General features: G+C 66.6%; 16 protein-coding genes. 6 read left to right on the plus strand and 10 right to left on the minus strand.

The window, feature by feature from the left end; genetic code table 11:
- Window positions 1-33 precede the first annotated feature (33 nt).
- The 6 genes from U5A56_RS06770 to U5A56_RS06795 all read right to left on the minus strand — a co-directional run bounded on the left by U5A56_RS06770 (window position 34) and on the right by U5A56_RS06795 (window position 5,797).
- Complete coding sequence (locus U5A56_RS06770) at window positions 34-411, minus strand: copper resistance protein CopC (protein ID WP_321921526.1); 378 nt, start codon at window positions 409-411, stop codon at window positions 34-36.
- Window positions 411-1,343 (minus strand): hypothetical protein, encoded by a 933-nt coding sequence (locus tag U5A56_RS06775; RefSeq protein WP_321921528.1) that lies wholly within the window; start codon window positions 1,341-1,343, stop codon window positions 411-413. The genes U5A56_RS06770 and U5A56_RS06775 overlap by 1 nt, the downstream gene beginning before the upstream one ends.
- Window positions 1,344-1,454: 111 nt before the next feature.
- Entirely contained in the window at window positions 1,455-1,841 is a 387-nt protein-coding gene (locus tag U5A56_RS06780) for a DUF2946 domain-containing protein (protein WP_193759855.1), read from the minus strand.
- Between the two features lie 346 nt (window positions 1,842-2,187).
- Window positions 2,188-3,093 (minus strand): AraC family transcriptional regulator, encoded by a 906-nt coding sequence (locus U5A56_RS06785; RefSeq protein ID WP_321921530.1) that lies wholly within the window; start codon window positions 3,091-3,093, stop codon window positions 2,188-2,190.
- Window positions 3,094-3,304: 211 nt separating this feature from the next.
- Window positions 3,305-4,927 (minus strand): NAD(P)/FAD-dependent oxidoreductase, encoded by a 1,623-nt coding sequence (locus U5A56_RS06790; RefSeq protein ID WP_321921532.1) that lies wholly within the window; start codon window positions 4,925-4,927, stop codon window positions 3,305-3,307.
- A 66-nt stretch (window positions 4,928-4,993) separates the two neighbouring features.
- Complete coding sequence (locus tag U5A56_RS06795; RefSeq protein WP_044847980.1) at window positions 4,994-5,797, minus strand: inositol monophosphatase family protein; 804 nt, start codon at window positions 5,795-5,797, stop codon at window positions 4,994-4,996.
- Between the two features lie 280 nt (window positions 5,798-6,077).
- Between U5A56_RS06795 and U5A56_RS06800 the strand changes: the two genes are divergently transcribed.
- Both U5A56_RS06800 and cysE read left to right on the plus strand, forming a co-directional pair.
- On the plus strand, window positions 6,078-6,902 hold the full coding sequence (locus U5A56_RS06800; protein ID WP_321921533.1) for an RNA methyltransferase: 825 nt from the start codon (window positions 6,078-6,080) through the stop codon (window positions 6,900-6,902).
- A 335-nt stretch (window positions 6,903-7,237) separates the two neighbouring features.
- Window positions 7,238-8,011, plus strand: a complete 774-nt coding sequence (gene cysE / locus U5A56_RS06805) for a serine O-acetyltransferase (RefSeq protein WP_321801157.1) — start codon at window positions 7,238-7,240, stop codon at window positions 8,009-8,011.
- A 48-nt stretch (window positions 8,012-8,059) separates the two neighbouring features.
- On the opposite strand, the gene U5A56_RS06810 is transcribed toward cysE, so the two are convergent.
- From U5A56_RS06810 to U5A56_RS06825, 4 genes are all read right to left on the minus strand, one after another.
- Window positions 8,060-8,860: a UDP-2,3-diacylglucosamine diphosphatase gene (locus U5A56_RS06810; RefSeq protein ID WP_044847977.1), complete on the minus strand. Its 801-nt coding sequence runs from the start codon at window positions 8,858-8,860 to the stop codon at window positions 8,060-8,062.
- A 26-nt stretch (window positions 8,861-8,886) separates the two neighbouring features.
- Window positions 8,887-9,378: a peptidylprolyl isomerase gene (locus tag U5A56_RS06815; protein ID WP_006483987.1), complete on the minus strand. Its 492-nt coding sequence runs from the start codon at window positions 9,376-9,378 to the stop codon at window positions 8,887-8,889.
- A gap of 88 nt (window positions 9,379-9,466) precedes the next feature.
- The gene (locus U5A56_RS06820; protein WP_012364186.1) at window positions 9,467-10,042 is read right to left on the minus strand and encodes a peptidylprolyl isomerase; all 576 of its coding nucleotides are present in this window, start codon (window positions 10,040-10,042) and stop codon (window positions 9,467-9,469) included.
- Between the two features lie 39 nt (window positions 10,043-10,081).
- Entirely contained in the window at window positions 10,082-10,804 is a 723-nt protein-coding gene (locus U5A56_RS06825) for a tetratricopeptide repeat protein (RefSeq protein WP_321921535.1), read from the minus strand.
- A 234-nt stretch (window positions 10,805-11,038) separates the two neighbouring features.
- Between U5A56_RS06825 and cysS the strand changes: the two genes are divergently transcribed.
- The 4 genes from cysS to tilS all read left to right on the plus strand — a co-directional run bounded on the left by cysS (window position 11,039) and on the right by tilS (window position 15,870).
- On the plus strand, window positions 11,039-12,436 hold the full coding sequence (cysS, locus tag U5A56_RS06830; RefSeq protein ID WP_044847975.1) for a cysteine--tRNA ligase: 1,398 nt from the start codon (window positions 11,039-11,041) through the stop codon (window positions 12,434-12,436).
- Window positions 12,437-12,479: 43 nt separating this feature from the next.
- Window positions 12,480-13,349 carry a DNA-3-methyladenine glycosylase family protein gene (locus tag U5A56_RS06835; RefSeq protein WP_124488283.1) on the plus strand — a complete coding sequence of 290 codons (870 nt, stop codon included), beginning with the start codon at window positions 12,480-12,482 and terminating at the stop codon, window positions 13,347-13,349.
- A gap of 99 nt (window positions 13,350-13,448) precedes the next feature.
- A complete protein-coding gene (locus U5A56_RS06840) occupies window positions 13,449-14,420 on the plus strand; it encodes an acetyl-CoA carboxylase carboxyltransferase subunit alpha (protein ID WP_006478433.1) in 972 nt (323 codons plus the stop codon).
- A gap of 43 nt (window positions 14,421-14,463) precedes the next feature.
- On the plus strand, window positions 14,464-15,870 hold the full coding sequence (gene tilS / locus U5A56_RS06845; RefSeq protein ID WP_321921538.1) for a tRNA lysidine(34) synthetase TilS: 1,407 nt from the start codon (window positions 14,464-14,466) through the stop codon (window positions 15,868-15,870).
- Window positions 15,871-15,909 lie beyond the last annotated feature (39 nt).

Here is a 15,909-nt window from a genome sequence, read left to right on the forward strand (position 1 = left end):
GCACCCGAAATCGGCTGGACGTCGCCGGATCCGCTACCTGATCTTGAACGAATAATCGCCGTGCGTGCGATGCCCGTCCGACGCGACCGCCACCCAGTGCACCGTGTACGTGCCGGGCGGCGATGGCGGCAATGCCACATGAATCGACTTCGTGTCATTCGGGTCGACTTCCGCCTTTTCCGTGTTCACCTGTTTGCCCGCCGAATTGCTGACGCTGAGCGAACTGAATGCGGGTTCGAGCGGTCCGTCGAAGATGATCGTCACGCCTGCCGGCGCCGCCACTTCCGCGCCCGCGGACGGCGATTGTTTCTGCGGAAACACATGGGCGAATGCCGTCGACGCGGTCAGGATGCCTGTCACGACCGCCGCTGCGCGCGAGCCGGGATGAAATCGGTCGAATCTGCGCATCATTATTCTCCCTTGCCGAACAGCGGCTTGCCGATGGAGCGGGGCAGGATGTCATCGAGATAAAGATGCACTTGCAACAGGATGCCCACGCCCGTTCCGCTCGCGTGATTGACCGGAATCTGCGCCTCGATGCCGAGCTGGCCCCAGCGATTCAGCCACAACGCGCCGGGGTTGATCGTTCCGGTCGTATGGCCCGAACACGGGCTGGCGGTGCAGGTGCTCATCGGCAACTCGACGACCGGGATCAGGCTGTCGAACGGCGCCTTGAGACCCACGTCGCGCACGAAGTGTTGCAGATAGGGCAGGCTGTATTGCACGGTGACGCCCCAGTTCAACGAATTCGGATCGGCACGGTTCAATGCCAAGCGGGGGCCGACGGTGCCCGTGATCGCCAGCGGCTTCAGGTACTTCAGGCTGTCGGGCAGGTCGCCGAAGCCCTTGCCGAAGTAAAGCGTCGGCGTGATCGCCGAGTGTGGATCAGCGATCGACTTCGCCCCCGTTCCGCCCAGCTCCGCGCTCGCGCCGACGGAGGCCATGAGCTCATGCCTTTCGTTGACGTAGAAGCGGTATTTGGCACCGACCTGCCAGTTGTCGAAACCGCGCGCCGAGCTGTCGTTGGGCGCATTGAGGTTGATGTACGTGCCGGTCACGGATAGCTGGAAACGGGACGTGATCAGCTTGTCCCATTCGAGTGTCGTCGTGTTGCTGTTCTGCTTGTCGCCGTCATCCGTGTCGGACTGGATGTGGCCGAACTCGAGGTTGAGTTCGTCCCCGACGCCGGGATCGTCGACCGCCATGGTCGCCGGAAACACGCGGTTGCCGGCAATCGCGTGAGCCGTCGAAACGGACGGTAAAAGCAGCAGGACGGCAAATGCGGCTGGAATGACGGACGCTACAAGCGCCGGCATGGTATTGCGTGCAGGTTGGGTGTACATGGTCCCCCCGTTCTGAAGATCGCGTCGATGCGCTCGCGGGTCCGTCAAAAGACAAAGGACGCGCGAGCACCGGCGATGCAATGTCACAAGCATCGCCGCTGGCTGACTCGTTCAGGATGAAAGCGGAGGGGCGCGCGGCTGTGCCGCGGTAAATCGGAAAGCGCTGCGGGGTGCCTGCAACAGGGGCGCCAACGCCGGATGAGCGGCCCGGTCCGTCGGCACGAATCCCGAGGTTCCGCCCAGTAACACCGGCATGTCGGCAAGCAGCCCGCAATATGCGCACGCCTGCCAGTGAACTGCCTTCCCGGGCAACGATGAATGGTCGGGGGCGGTGACATCCGGACCGTCCTCGCTCCGTACTGTACAGAACGACCCGGATACCGCCTCGAATGCTCGCTCGGACGACAGGCTCTGCGACACCGTCGGCGCAAGCGTCGTCAGCAGGATCGCAAGCAATCCCAGAATGCTGCCGATCTTCCTGCGAAGCAGAGCTGACATGACCTTGGCGGAATCATGCACCAGCAGGCGCGTTGCCGAAATTATGGCATGCGTGCCGGACCGCCCCCGATGGGTAATCTCCCGCCTCGTGCATACGCAACGGGAGGAATTTCGTGCCTGTTCTGACGCATGTCGGGCGTTCGTTTGCGCCAGACGCGACCGGCCGCTTCGGGGGGCGGGAGCGGCCGGTGCAGGCGTTTCATGGCGTAGGCTCGGGCCACATCGCCTGGTCGATGCTTGGTCGGATGACGCGCAGGTACCGCTGCCTTCATCGGCGTGACGTCGGCAGGTGCGGTGGCGGGTCGGGCGTTCATGCGACGCGCAAAGCTCGCGTCGGCCACGCTCCTCAAACGTTGTCCATGCGCCAACGACGCGGCGTAACACCGGTCACGCGCGTGAATGTTCTCGTGAAGTGGCTCTGGTCGGCGAAGCCGCATGCATCCGAGATCATTTGCAGCGGCATGGACGATGTGCGCATGTACATCATTGCGCGTTCGATGCGCTGATTGATCAGCCAGCGATGGGGCGGTAACCCGGTGGTCTGATGAAAGGCCTTCACGAAATGGCCACGAGACAGGCCGCACGCTTTCGCCACATCGGCGATCGAGATGTTGCCGGTAAGGTGTTCGAGCAGAAAGCCTTTCGCCACGCGCTCCTGCCACGCCGTGAGTTTGCCGGTCGACTTCTCCCGCCGCTCGCCGATGCCGCCGTACAGACGCGCGACATGCGTCTGGAAGGCGAGCGCGACGTGGTCGATAAACAGCTGGGATGCGTGTTCGGGCCGCGCCAGGGCGGGGAGCAGGGCTTGGCCCAGGCGATGGATGACCGGATCCGTCGCACTCAAATGCGGCGGCAAGTAAAGCTGGGGCCGCTGCCTGCCACCGATTTCATCGACTGTCTCCTCCAGCGTTCGGCGCGGGAGGTGAAAATGGATGCAGTCGAACGCCCCCTTCAGGTCGGAAACCCAGTTGCGATCGAGGTCGTGAATCGTGACGGTCCCCGCGTCATAGGGGACGAAACGAGCAACACGTCCGTCAAGCCACAATTCCTGTTCGCCGAACGCGCGCAATTGCAACACGATGAGATCGGCGTCTTCAAGTTCGTATGGCGCGGTTCGGCCAATATTTCTACGGGATGTCTGCAGTCGGCTGATGCCGACCTGGGTGTGCGGCAGCGTCTGCGTGACCACGCTTTGCCTGAGGTCGGCCGGCATGAAATCAGATGACGCGTTGTCCGACTGTGCGGCGGTCATGGATTCGTGGAAACGTGGAGAATTCGGCCGCGGAGTATACCAAAGCGAAATTTGGCCTGGCATCGGTCGCGTTCGGCACATCGACCACTAATGGCCGCGGCGCATCGCAAAGAGGGGGGAGCTTCGCGTGGCGAGCCTTGTCAGGCAGGGTGCAGATACTGCTGGATCACCCGGCGCACGGACCTTCGTGCGCCGGGCCTGACGGGCAAGATCAGGACGCGTGCGCCGACATCAGATCGAGCGCCACCGCCTGCGCGACCTCGATACCGTCGATGGCTGCCGAATAGATGCCGCCGGCATACCCGGCGCCTTCGCCGGCCGGATACAACCCTTCGACGTTCATGCTCTGGTAATTGTCCTTGCGCCGGATCCGGATCGGCGACGACGTGCGCGTTTCCACGCCGGTGAGCACCGCGTCGTGCATCGCGAAGCCGGCGATCTTCTTGTCGATCTGCGGCAGCGCTTCACGAATGGCTTCGATCACGTAGTCGGGCAGCGCGGTGCTGAGGTCGGTCGGGCGCACGCCCGGCTTGTACGACGGCACCACGGAACCGAGCGACGTCGACGGCCGTCCTGCGATGAAATCGCCGACCAGCTGGCCCGGCGCGCTGTAATCGCCGCCGCCGAGTTCGAACGCGCGTTCTTCCCACTTGCGCTGGAACGCGATGCCCGCGAGCGGCCCGCCCGGATAGTCCTCCGGCGTGATGCCGACGACGATGCCCGCATTCGCGTTGCGCTCGGCGCGCGAATACTGGCTCATGCCGTTGGTGACCACGCGGCCCGGCTCGGAGGTCGCCGCGACCACCGTGCCGCCGGGGCACATGCAGAAGCTGTAGACCGCGCGTCCGTTGCTGCAGTGATGAACCACCTTGTAGTCGGCCGCGCCGAGCTGCTTGTGACCCGCGAACTTGCCGAAGCGGCTGCGATCGATCAGCCCCTGCGGATGTTCGATCCGGAAACCCAGCGAGAACGGCTTCGCTTCGACATACACCCCGCGATCGTGCAGCATCTGGAACGTGTCGCGTGCGCTGTGGCCCACGGCCAGCACCACGTGATCGCACCGGAGCGTTTCGCCGTTCGACAGCGTCAGCGAGCGCACCTTGCCCTGATCGATCTCGATGTCCTCGACCCGGGTTTCGAAGCGCACTTCACCGCCCAGTTCGTGGATGGTCGCGCGCATCTTTTCCACCATGCTGACGAGGCGGAACGTGCCGATGTGCGGCCGGCTCAGATACAGGATGTCCTCCGGCGCGCCGGCCTTGACGAATTCGTCGAGCACCTTGCGGCCGTAGTGATGGGGATCCTTGATCTGGCTGTACAGCTTGCCGTCGGAAAACGTCCCGGCCCCGCCTTCGCCGAACTGCACGTTGGACTCGGGATTGAGGACGCTCTTGCGCCACAGGCCGAAGGTGTCCTTGGTGCGCTCGCGCACGGCCTTGCCGCGTTCGAGGATGATGGGGCGGAAACCCATCTGCGCGAGGATCAGCCCCGCAAACAGGCCGCACGGCCCCATGCCGATGACGACCGGGCGCAGGAAGTTGCCGTGCTCGGGCGCCTTCGTGACGAAGTGGTACGCCATGTCGGGCGTCACGCCGCAATGCGGCGTGCCGGCGAGTCGCGCAAGCACGGCCGCTTCGTCCTTGACCTCGACATCGACGATGTACGTGAGCTTGATGTCGGAGCGCTTGCGCGCATCGTGCGCACGGCGGAACACCGTGTAACGGAGGAGCCCGTCTGCCGCCACGCCAAGCTCCGCGAGGCGCGCGCGAATCGCGGCTTCGAGGGCGCTCTCGGGGTGGTCGAGCGGGAGTTTAAGTTCGCTTAGCCGTAACATGAATATTCGGATACGGTCGCCACGAAGTCGTGGCGGTGTTGAGACGGGCGCGGGCGCGGCGCGGATTTACTCCGCTGCCGGATGCATGTAGCTGTAGCGGTTCAGGATCGGGATCATCTGCGCGTAGATCTTCGGATTCGCCGCGACGATCTCATGACGATGCAGGAAATCGGCGTCGCCCGTGTAGTTGCCGACGAGGCCGCCGGCTTCGGTGATCAGCAGGCTGCCCGCCGCCATGTCCCACACGTTGATGCCTTGCTCGAAGAACGCGTCGAGACGACCGGCCGCGACGTTCGCGAGGTCGAGTGCGGCCGCGCCCGGGCGGCGCAGCCCCGTGCAGGCCTGGGTCATTTCGGTGAACAGGCGCGCGTAGGCGTCGAGGCCGTCCTTCTCGCGGAACGGGAAGCCCGTGCCGACCAGCGCGTCCGCCAGGCGGTCGCGGCGGCCGACGCGGATGCGGCGGTCGTTCAGGTACGCGCCGCGGCCGCGGGTGGCCGTAAACAGGTCGTTCTTGTTCGGATCGTAGACGACGGCCTGCGTGACGACGCCCTTGTGCTCGAGCGCGATCGACACGCAGTAGTAAGGGAAGCCGTGGATGAAGTTGGTCGTGCCGTCGAGCGGATCGATGATCCACTTGAATTCGGATTCGTTCTCCGATTCGCCCGATTCTTCCGCGAGGATCGCGTGGTCGGGGTAGGCGGTCTTCAGCGTCTCGATGATCGCCTCTTCGGCGGCCTTGTCCACTTCGGTGACGAAGTCGTTCTGCTGCTTCTTGCGGATCTCGATCAGGTCGAGGTCGAGGGACGCACGGTTGATGATCTGTCCGGCGCGGCGCGCAGCCTTGACAGCAATGTTGAGCATGGGATGCATGAGCCTGGATCCTGTAGCCGGCGGCACGGGCCGCCACGAAGTGGAACACACCGCCCGGAACGGCGCAAAAGGTGCCGGGCGAGATGAGACGCGAATTGACAAAGAGCAGGGTACGACCCGCGTCGCACGGGGTGCGGCGCGTAAACGCATGATTTTACCCGATTTTCGGGAGTTTCAGGTGACCGGGATGCGGGGAAACCCCACTGGCCGTCCGGACGAGTGGGTTTGCCGGGGCGATGGCGATACCATACTGCCATTCTGACGAACCGAGTCGTATGTAGTGGAAACCCCGCAGAACCCCGCCGTGCCGTCCGAATCGGGCGCGGCTTCGTCCCCGCCGCCGTCCGGCGGCTTCACTTCCACCCGTTTCGTGCTCGTCGAGCCGAGCCATCCCGGCAATGTCGGGGCGGCCGCCCGCGCGCTGAAGACGATGGGTTTCTCCAGGCTCGTCCTGGTCGCGCCGCGCGTGCCGCACGTGCAGAGCGACCCCGAGGCGATCGCGATGGCGAGCGGCGCGGACGACGTCCTCGCGTCCGCGCACGTCGTGCCCACGCTCGGCGACGCGCTGTCCGGCGTCCACTGGTCGATCGCGCTGACCGCGCGCACGCGCGAATACGGGCCGCCGCGCCTTGCGCCGCGCGCGGCCGCCGAACAGGCGCACACGCAGGTCGGCACCGGCGACATCGCGCTCGTGTTCGGCAACGAACGCACGGGCCTCGCGAACGAGCACGTCGAGCAGTGCAGCGCGCTCGCGCATATCCCGGCGAATCCGGCCTACAGTTCGCTGAACCTCGCGCAGGCCGTGCAGGTGCTCGCGTATGAACTGCGTGTCGCGTTCCTGGAGCAGGGAAGCGAGGCGTCGCGCGACGTGCAGGCCGAAGTCGGCACGCTCGCGCAGAGCGACGAGATCGAGCGGATGTACGCGCACCTCGAGAACGCGCTGGTCGCGCTCGATTTTCTCGACCCGCGCAACCCGAAGAAGCTGATGCCGCGGCTGCGGCGCCTGTTCGCGCGCACCGGCCTCGAGCGCGAGGAGGTCAACATCCTGCGCGGCATTGCGAAGCACATCCTGCTGAAGTCCGGCTCGCCCGAAGGCGACGCGTAAGCGGCCGAAGTACGCCGCGGCCGGGCGCTCATGCGTTCGACGGATGCGCTCCGCCTGCAGCCGGCGTGTCGCATCGGCCGCCGCGACGGGGGTGCCCGGTCCGTGCCCGGCCACCGGATGACCGCATAACCGCATAACCGCATAACCGCGTTACCTGGCCACGACGGGCGTCCCGCGCGAATACCCGCGCCGCCGACGGGGTGAACGCGCGACGCTGTGCGGCCGCGGGCGAGTGGCCCTACAATCGCCGAACATCATAAGCAAATTACCCGGCGCGATAACGACCGGCCGTTGCCGGCGGGCGTGCCGGCCTTTTCCCCAGCCCAGACCCGATCATGTTCACCAGACTGCGCGAAGACGTTGCGACGATTCGCGAGCGGGATCCCGCCGCTCGCAGTGCCTGGGAAGTGCTGACCTGTTATCCGGGGCTGCACGCGCTCGTGCTGCATCGCTTCGCGCATGCGTGCTGGCGCGCGAAGCGCTACTGGCTCGCACGCTTCGCGTCGCAGGCCGGGCGCTTCCTGACGGGTATCGAGATCCACCCGGGCGCGACGATCGGCCGGCGCGTGTTCATCGATCACGGAATGGGTGTCGTGATCGGCGAAACCGCGATCGTCGGCGACGACTGCACGATCTATCAGGGCGTGACGCTCGGCGGCACGTCGCTCACGCGCGGCGCGAAGCGCCATCCGACGCTCGAGGCCGGCGTGATCGTCGGCGCGGGCGCGAAGGTGCTCGGCGGTTTCACCGTCGGCGCGGGCGCGAAGATCGGTTCGAACGCGGTTGTCGTGAAGCCGGTGCCGGCAGGCGGTACCGCGGTCGGCAATCCGGCGCGCATCGTGCTGCCGGCGCAACCGAAGCCGCAGCCCGAGCGCGCCGCGTTCTGCGCGTACGGGATCACGCCGAACGCGGACGACCCGATGTCGCTCGCGATTCACGGCCTGATCGACCACGCGGCGAAGGAAAGCCGGCGCGTCGACGAGATCGTCGCGGCGCTCGAGCAACTCGGTACGCATCTGGAAACGCTGCAGGGCGCGGACGCGGCGCGTCTCGATCTGCGCAGGCTGTCGGCGGTGCTGGAAGGCAAGGCGGTCGAGCGCCAGGCGTAACGCAGAGCATGCCGGCGGCCGCCGGCAGCTGCGGTCGTGTCGCTCGCGTCAGTCGAGCGGCATCGCGTGGATGCCTTCGGCGTCCACGCGCAGATAGCCGCCGCGCGGCATGCCGTGGTCGAGATCCCAGTCGGGCAGTACCCAGCGAATCCCGCCCGGTTCGAGGTGGCGCGCGGGGCGATGCGTGTGGCCGTGAATGATCACGCTCGCACGGCTCTTCCGGAACAGCGCGGCGATACCTTCACGCGTGACATCGTAGATCGCCGAAGCGGGGCGCATCCGGCCGGCTTCGCTGTTCGAGCGCATCCGTTGCGCGAGCGCGCGGCGCCAGCGGAACGGCCACGCGAGAAACAGCGCCTGCGCGACGCCATTGCGGGCAAACCGCCGAAATATCTGATAGCCGCGATCGGCCGTGCATTGCGCGTCGCCGTGGGTGAGCACGATGCGCTGGCCGAACGACGTGATCAGCGCCGGGTCGCGCAGCAGCATCGCGCCGGCCGCCTTCATGAAGCGCCGGCCGAGCAGGAAATCGCGGTTGCCGTGCATCACGTAGAGCGCGATCCCGCGCTCCGAGAACGTATGCATCAGCGCGGCCATGCGTGCCGCGAACGGATCGTGGTCGAGCACGTCGTCGCCGATCCAGTATTCGAACAGGTCGCCGAGGATGAACACCGAGTCGGCGCTGTCGGCCGTGTATTTCACGAAATGCTCGAACGCGGCGACCGTCTTCGGAATCGCCTCGCTCAGGTGCAGATCGGAGAGAAACAGGAACGGGCGTGCGGCTTGCGCGTATTCGCGCTCGCCCGGCACGCCCGCGGAGACGCTTCGCGGCGGACTCTCCTGCAACATCGAAGTGCCTCCGTAACGGCTGTGGGTCAGACCACCACGGCCTTTTCGATCACGACGTCGTCGGTCGGGACGTCCTGGTGGAAGCCCGCGTTGCCCGTCTTGACGCCCTTGATCTTGTCGACCACGTCCTGGCCTTCGACAACCTTGCCGAACACGGCGTAACCCCAGCCCTGCGGCGTCGGCGACGAGTGGTTCAGGAAATCGTTGTCGTTCACGTTGATGAAGAACTGGGCGGTCGCCGAGTGCGGATCGTTCGTGCGCGCCATCGCGATCGTGTAGTTGTCGTTCTTCAGGCCGTTGTTCGCTTCGTTGTCGATCGGCGCGTCGGTCGGCTTCTGCTTCAGGCCCGGCTCGAAGCCGCCGCCTTGAATCATGAAGCCGTTGATCACACGGTGGAACACCGTGCCGTCATAGTGGCCCTTCTTCACGTAGTTGAGGAAGTTCTCGACCGTCTTCGGTGCCTTCGCGGCGTCCAGCTCGAGCTTGATCACGCCGTGGTTCGTGTGCAGTTCAACCATGATGAATTCCTTCGGTGAGGCGGTTTAAATGGCACGCGGCCGGTCGTGCGACGCGGCCGCGTGTGGCGCCGGACGTGCCGGCAGGTGCTTATTTCGAAACGATGCTGGCCGATTCGATCAGGACCGGCTGGGCCGGCACGTCCTGCATCGGGCCGCGCGAGGTCGTCGCCACGCCTTCGATCTTCTTCACGACGTCGAGGCCCGACACGACCTTGCCGAACACCGCATAGCCGTTGCCGTCCGGGTTCGGGTAGTCGAGGCCGCTGTTGTCGACCGTGTTGATGAAGAACTGCGCGGTGGCCGAGTTCGGATCGCTGGTACGCGCCATCGCGATCGTGCCCGTCAGGTTCTTCAGACCATTGCGGCTTTCCAGCGGGATCGGCGCGCGGGTCGGCTTCTCCTCGAAGTTGGTCTTGTAGCCGCCGCCCTGGATCATGAAGCCCTTGATCACGCGATGGAAGATCGTGCCGTTGTACTGGCCGGCCTTCACGTAGTCGAGGAAGTTGGCGACCGTCTTCGGCGCCTTCTCCGGGTAGAGCTCGACACGGATGTCGCCCTGCGAGGTCTTCAGCTGCACGACGGGGTGCGCGGTGGCCGATTGCGCGAACGCGGGCGCGGTCGCGAGAAGGGCGGCGCCGCCAAGCGCCAGCAACAGACGTTTCATTGCGATCCTCAGGTTGGGAGGGAGGGAAGGTTGCGCCGCTTACTGCGACGGCGCGATGTACGGCGCTGCCAGCGCACCGGACGGACCGTTGAACTGGAACGTCGGCGACATCGGCAGCGTAGTGGTGCTCACGTTTGCGGCGGCGCGATCGGTGTACGCGCGCGTGGCCGGCGTGACGGCGCGCGCGTTGGCGGCCGGCTTCGGCGGCGACACGATCTTCTGCAGGTCGGCGAGGCGCTGTGCGGTCGCGCCGCTCGTGCGGCCGAGCGATTGCGCGCGCTTGTACGATTCGGCCGCGAGGCGCAGATAGAGGTCGCCGAGGTTCTCGTATGCGAGCGAGTAGCCCGGGTTCGATTGCGTCGCGGTGACGAGCGCGCTGCGCGCTTCGTCGTAGCGGCCGTGCTTCGCGTAGAGCGCCGCGAGGTTGTTGTACGGTTCGGGCAGTTCGGGGTAGGCCTGCGTGATCGCGACGAACTGCTGGATCGCGTCGTCGTCGCGGTTCAGGCGGGCGAGCACGGTGCCGCGCTTGAACTGCGCCTGCACGTCGTGCGGATTCGCCGCGATGCGCGCGTCGAGTTGCGCGAGCGCCTGTTTCCATTGCTTGCCGGAGATCGACGCGTCGATTTCGGGCGTGCCGTCGGCGGTGGCCGGGGCCTTCTGCGCATGCGCCGCGGGGGCCGCGAACAGCGTCAGTGCGACGCCCATGACGGCGGTCGCAACGAGGGTCGCAGCGCTCGGCGCGCGGCCGCGATGAGGTTTCATAGGCGTAAATCGGAATGTTATACTCCGAGCCATTCTAACAAAACGTCTGCGCGTTCCGGCGAGCGGCAGACAGTCTTTCTTTGCCTCTCGTGGCCGTCACCGCTGTGCTTGCAGCCTGACCGCCCCATGTGATAACGAGGACGCGCGGCGGCGAGCCGCAGCAGGTGGTCCGTCCGTTTCGCATGCTGGGCGAGCTTCGCCAGGGCGGTTTCCTTCGGCTCACGGTTCATCTCTATGGAATCACTGCGCATCTACAACACGCTCGCGCGTGACAAGCAAGTTTTCGTGCCGCGCCAGTCAGGCGAAGTGCGGATGTACGTATGCGGGATTACCGTCTACGACTATTGTCACGTGGGCCACGCGCGCATGCTGGTCGTGTTCGACCTCGTCCAGCGCTGGCTGCGTGCGATCGGCTATCGGGTCACGTACGTGCGCAACATCACCGACATCGAGGACAAGATCATCCGCCGCGCGGTCGAGAACGGCGAGACGATCAAGTCGCTGACCGACCGGTTCATCGGCGCGATGCACGAGGATGAGGCGGCGCTCGGCATCCAGCGTCCGGACATCGAGCCGCGCGCGACGCAGTTCATTCCGCAGATGCTCGGGATGATCGAGAAGCTCGAGGCGAACGGCTACGCGTACCAGGCGAGCGACGGCGACGTCAACTATTCGGTGCGCAAGTTCGCGAACTACGGGAAGCTGTCGGGCAAGTCGCTCGACGACCTGCGCGCGGGCGAACGCGTAGCCGCAAACGATGCGAAGCAGGATCCGCTCGACTTCGTGCTGTGGAAGCGCGCGAAGGAGGACGAGCCCGACGGTGCGTCATGGGCATCGAAGTACGGGATGGGCCGGCCGGGCTGGCACATCGAGTGCTCGGCGATGGGCTGCACGCTGCTCGGCGAGCATTTCGACATCCACGGCGGCGGGCAGGATCTGCAATTCCCGCACCACGAGAACGAGATCGCGCAGAGCGAGGGCGCGACCGGCCAGACGTTCGTCAACTACTGGATGCACAACGGCTTCGTGCAGGTCGACAACGAGAAGATGTCGAAATCGCTCGGCAACTTCTTCACGATCCGCGAAGTGCTCGAGCGGTACGACGCCGAGGTCATGCGCTTCTTCATCGTGCGCACGCACTACCGGTCGCCGCTCAACTACAGCGACGTGCATCTCGACGACGCGCGCGCGTCGCTCACGCGCCTGTACACGGCGCTGAAGGATGTCGAGCCCGACACGCTCGCGCTCGACTGGAACGAGCCGCACGCGCAGCGTTTCGCGGCCGCGATGAACGACGACATCAACACGCCGGTCGCGGTGGCGACGCTGTTCGAACTGGCGGGTGAAGTCAATCGCACGCGCGATGCATCGCTCGCGCGGCAACTGAAACAACTGGCGGGCCTCCTGGGCCTGCTCGGCCGCGAACCGCGCGCGTTCCTGCAGCAGGGCACCGGTGCCGCGCAGGCGGGCGGGCTCGCAGCCGACGAAATCGAAGCGAAGATCGCCGCGCGTGTCGCGGCGAAGCAAGCGAAGGACTATGCCGAAGCGGACCGGATTCGGGCGGAACTGCTCGACGCCGGTATCGCACTTGAAGACAAACCGGGCGGATCGACCGAATGGCGTCGCGTATGAGCGCGATGCGTTCCACTGACCGATCCGTCAGGTAGGAGGCAGGATGGCAACGGCCAGAAAAGCGCCGGTCAGGCGTGCGACTCCGCTCGCCGCGCGTCCGGCAGCCAAGCGCGCGCCAGCGGCGAAGGCGGACGCGACGCGCGCCGTGCCGAACGGCGCGCTCAACGGTCATGCAAAGCCCGCGCGCGCGAAGGGCGTGGACGCGGCGCAGCCGGAGGTCGCGATGGCGGCCGCCGACGCGGCCCGCAAGGTGCGGGCAGCCGATGCGGCAGTCGACGGCGCCGATGGCGTCGTGCGTCCCGCGTACTGGGATAAAGCGAGCGCCGATCTCGTCAAGCGCGACCGCATCCTGAAGAAGCTGATCCCGAAATTCGGCCCCGCGCATCTCGTGAAGCGCGGCGACCCGTTCGTCACGCTCGCGCGTTCGGTCGTCGGCCAGCAGATCTCGGTGCCGTCCGCGCAGGCGCTGTGGGCGCGCATCGAGGATGCGTGTCCGAAACTCGCACCGCAGCCGGTCATCCGGCTCGGTGCGGACAAGCTGATCGCGTGCGGGCTGTCGAAGCGCAAGACGGAATATATTCTCGATCTCGCGCAACACTTCGTGTCGGGCGCGCTGCACGTCGACAAATGGACGTCGATGGACGACGAGGACGTGATCGCGGAACTCACGCAGATCCGCGGCATCAGCCGCTGGACGGCCGAGATGTTCCTGATCTTCAACCTGTCGCGGCCGGACGTGCTGCCGCTCGACGATCCGGGCCTGATCCGCGCGATCAGCGTCAATTACTTCAGCGGGGAGCCCGTCACGCGCAGCGAGGCGCGTGAAGTGGCCGCCAACTGGGAGCCGTGGCGTACCGTCGCGACCTGGTACATGTGGCGCAGCCTAGACGCACCGGACGCCGACGCCGATTGACGGCTATCGGGTTTTAAACATCAATAGTTGAGAGCCGGTTTTGCACGTCGCCCGCGCGGGTAGAATACGCGCTGCCGCAAGACCCAAGGATTCGAACACATGAAGACCACGTTTCTGGATTTCGAACAGCCGATCGCCGAACTCGAGGCCAAGATCGAAGAGCTGCGATTCGTGCAGGACGACTCGGCTGTCGATATTTCGGAAGAAATCGAGCGGCTGTCGAAGAAAAGCCAGCAACTGACGAAGGACCTCTACGCGAACCTGTCGCCGTGGCAGGTCTCGCAGATCGCGCGGCATCCGCAGCGTCCGTACACGCTCGATTACGTTGCGGAACTGTTTACCGATTTTCACGAACTGCATGGCGACCGCGCGTTCGCGGACGACCTGTCGATCGTCGGCGGCCTCGCGCGTTTCGGCGGCCATCCGTGCATGGTGATCGGCCACCAGAAGGGCCGCGACACGAAGGAGCGCGCCGCGCGCAACTTCGGGATGCCGCGTCCGGAAGGCTATCGCAAGGCCGAACGGCTGATGCGTCTCGCCGAGAAATTCGGGCTGCCGATCTTCACGTTCGTCGACACGCCGGGCGCATACCCGGGCATCGGCGCGGAAGAGCGCGGCCAGTCGGAGGCGATCGGCCGCAACCTGTACGTGATGGCCGAACTGAAGACGCCGATCATCACGACCGTGATCGGCGAGGGCGGTTCGGGCGGTGCGCTCGCGATCGCGGTGGCCGACACCGTGATGATGCTGCAGTTCTCGACCTACTCGGTGATCTCGCCGGAAGGCTGCGCGTCGATCCTGTGGAAGAGCGCTGCGAAGGCGCCCGAGGCCGCGGAAGCGCTGGGCCTGACCGCGCATCGCCTGAAGGCGCTGGGCCTGATCGACAAGATCATCAACGAGCCGCTCGGCGGCGCGCACCGCGATCCGAAGGGCATGGCCGCGCTGCTGCGCCGTGCGCTCGCCGATTCGCTGCGCCAGTTCCAGGGCATGAGCATCGATGCGCTGCGCGAGCGCCGCTTCGAGCGCCTGATGGCCTACGGCAAGTTCAAGGAAACCACGCCCGGCGCATGACCGGCGTGTTCGCATCGCGCGCCGTCCGGCGCGCGTCTCGCTCGTGATCCCCCCGACCGAATTCTCCGCCGACCGCGTCGTCCTCGACGCGGTCGGCGTTGCGCTTGCCGATCTGCCGGCCGATGCGCGCATCGCGATCGCGTACAGCGGCGGCCTCGACTCGACGGTGCTGCTCGACGCGGCCGTGCGTGTGGCGGGCGCCGCGCGTTGCGTCGCGCTGCACGTGCACCACGGCCTGAGCGCGAACGCCGACGCATGGGTCGCGCATGCGCAGGCGACGGCCGGGCAACTTGGCGTCGCGTTCGAGTCGGAGCGTGTCGATGTGCCGCGCGACAGCGGCCTCGGCATCGAGGCGAGCGCGCGCGAGCGCCGTTATGCGGCGCTCGACGCGATGTGCGAGCGCCACGGCGTGGCCGCGCTCTGGGTCGCGCAGCATGCGGACGACCAGGCGGAGACCGTGCTGCTCCAGCTGTTGCGCGGCGCGGGGATCGCGGGCCTGGCCGCGATGGCGCCGCGTTATCGGCCTGACGGCGCGAGTGTCGAGCGCGTGCGGCCGCTGCTGCGATTGTTGCGCGCGCAACTTGAGCGCTATGCGGCGCAGCGCGCGCTGACGTGGATCGACGACGAATCGAACGGCGACACGCGCTACGCGCGCAATGCGCTGCGCATCGACGTGCTGCCGGCGCTCGCCGTGCATTTCCCGGGTTTTCGCGATGCGCTGGGCCGCGCGGCCCAGCATGCGGCCGCCGCGCAGCGGCTGCTCGACGATCTCGCCGAACTGGATTTCGCCGGCGCCGCGCGCGACGACGGCCGCGCGCTGTCGCGCGATGCGCTGGTCGCGTTCGACGATACGCGCGGCGCCAACCTGCTGCGTTTCTGGATGCGCCGGCTCGGGCTGCCCGGTGCGTCGGCGGGGCGGCTGGCGAACATGATGCGGCAGCTGCGCGCTGCGCACGACGCGCATGCGCTGCGGGTCGATCACGCGGGGCAGTGCCTGCGGCTCTATCGCGACACCGTGTACTGGGAGGCGGGCGACAGCGCCGAGCCGGCCGACGACGGCACCGGAACGCCGCATCCCGAATCCTCGCTCGCGTGGGACGGCCAGGAAGTCTGGCGCGTGCCGGCATGGCGCGGCACGTTCGTGTTCGCGCCGGCCGAGGCCGGCAGCGACGGCGCGGTGCCGGAGGCGCTGCTGCGCGGCGCGACGCTCGCCGCGCGCGCCCGCGCGGGCGGCGAGCGGCTGCGTACGTCGCCCGGCGGCCCGGGCCGCACACTGAAGAACCTGTTCCAGGAGCGCGGCGTGCCGGCCTGGCAGCGCGACGTGCCGCTGTTGTTTGCGGGCGAGCGGCTCGTCTACGTGCCGCGGCTCGGCGTGAATCACGGCGACGGGCTGGCCGATGCCGGCGCGTGGCGCCGGATCGAATGGCGTCCCGACCTGCTGATCGCATAGCGGCGACACGCTTGCCGCCGCGCGATCGCGCGCCGGTTT

It is taken from the genome of Burkholderia sp. BCC1998 (assembly GCF_905339875.1).
Taxonomy (GTDB): domain Bacteria; phylum Pseudomonadota; class Gammaproteobacteria; order Burkholderiales; family Burkholderiaceae; genus Burkholderia.

Bases quoted from the DNA above. Each gene is read 5' to 3' on its own strand.
- U5A56_RS06820 (WP_012364186.1), bottom strand. From the start codon at position 10,042: ATGAAACGTCTGTTGCTGGCGCTTGGCGGCGCCGCCCTTCTCGCGACC.
- U5A56_RS06780 (WP_193759855.1), bottom strand. From the start codon at position 1,841: ATGTCAGCTCTGCTTCGCAGGAAGATCGGCAGCATTCTGGGATTGCTT.
- U5A56_RS06775 (WP_321921528.1), bottom strand. From the start codon at position 1,343: ATGTACACCCAACCTGCACGCAATACCATGCCGGCGCTTGTAGCGTCC.
- U5A56_RS06815 (WP_006483987.1), bottom strand. From the start codon at position 9,378: ATGGTTGAACTGCACACGAACCACGGCGTGATCAAGCTCGAGCTGGAC.
- U5A56_RS06825 (WP_321921535.1), bottom strand. From the start codon at position 10,804: ATGAAACCTCATCGCGGCCGCGCGCCGAGCGCTGCGACCCTCGTTGCG.
- U5A56_RS06795 (WP_044847980.1), bottom strand. From the start codon at position 5,797: ATGCATCCCATGCTCAACATTGCTGTCAAGGCTGCGCGCCGCGCCGGA.
- U5A56_RS06790 (WP_321921532.1), bottom strand. From the start codon at position 4,927: ATGTTACGGCTAAGCGAACTTAAACTCCCGCTCGACCACCCCGAGAGC.
- U5A56_RS06840 (WP_006478433.1), top strand. From the start codon at position 13,449: ATGAAGACCACGTTTCTGGATTTCGAACAGCCGATCGCCGAACTCGAG.
- U5A56_RS06810 (WP_044847977.1), bottom strand. From the start codon at position 8,860: ATGTTGCAGGAGAGTCCGCCGCGAAGCGTCTCCGCGGGCGTGCCGGGC.
- U5A56_RS06785 (WP_321921530.1), bottom strand. From the start codon at position 3,093: ATGACCGCCGCACAGTCGGACAACGCGTCATCTGATTTCATGCCGGCC.
- cysE (WP_321801157.1), top strand. From the start codon at position 7,238: ATGTTCACCAGACTGCGCGAAGACGTTGCGACGATTCGCGAGCGGGAT.
- cysS (WP_044847975.1), top strand. From the start codon at position 11,039: ATGGAATCACTGCGCATCTACAACACGCTCGCGCGTGACAAGCAAGTT.
- U5A56_RS06770 (WP_321921526.1), bottom strand. From the start codon at position 411: ATGATGCGCAGATTCGACCGATTTCATCCCGGCTCGCGCGCAGCGGCG.
- U5A56_RS06835 (WP_124488283.1), top strand. From the start codon at position 12,480: ATGGCAACGGCCAGAAAAGCGCCGGTCAGGCGTGCGACTCCGCTCGCC.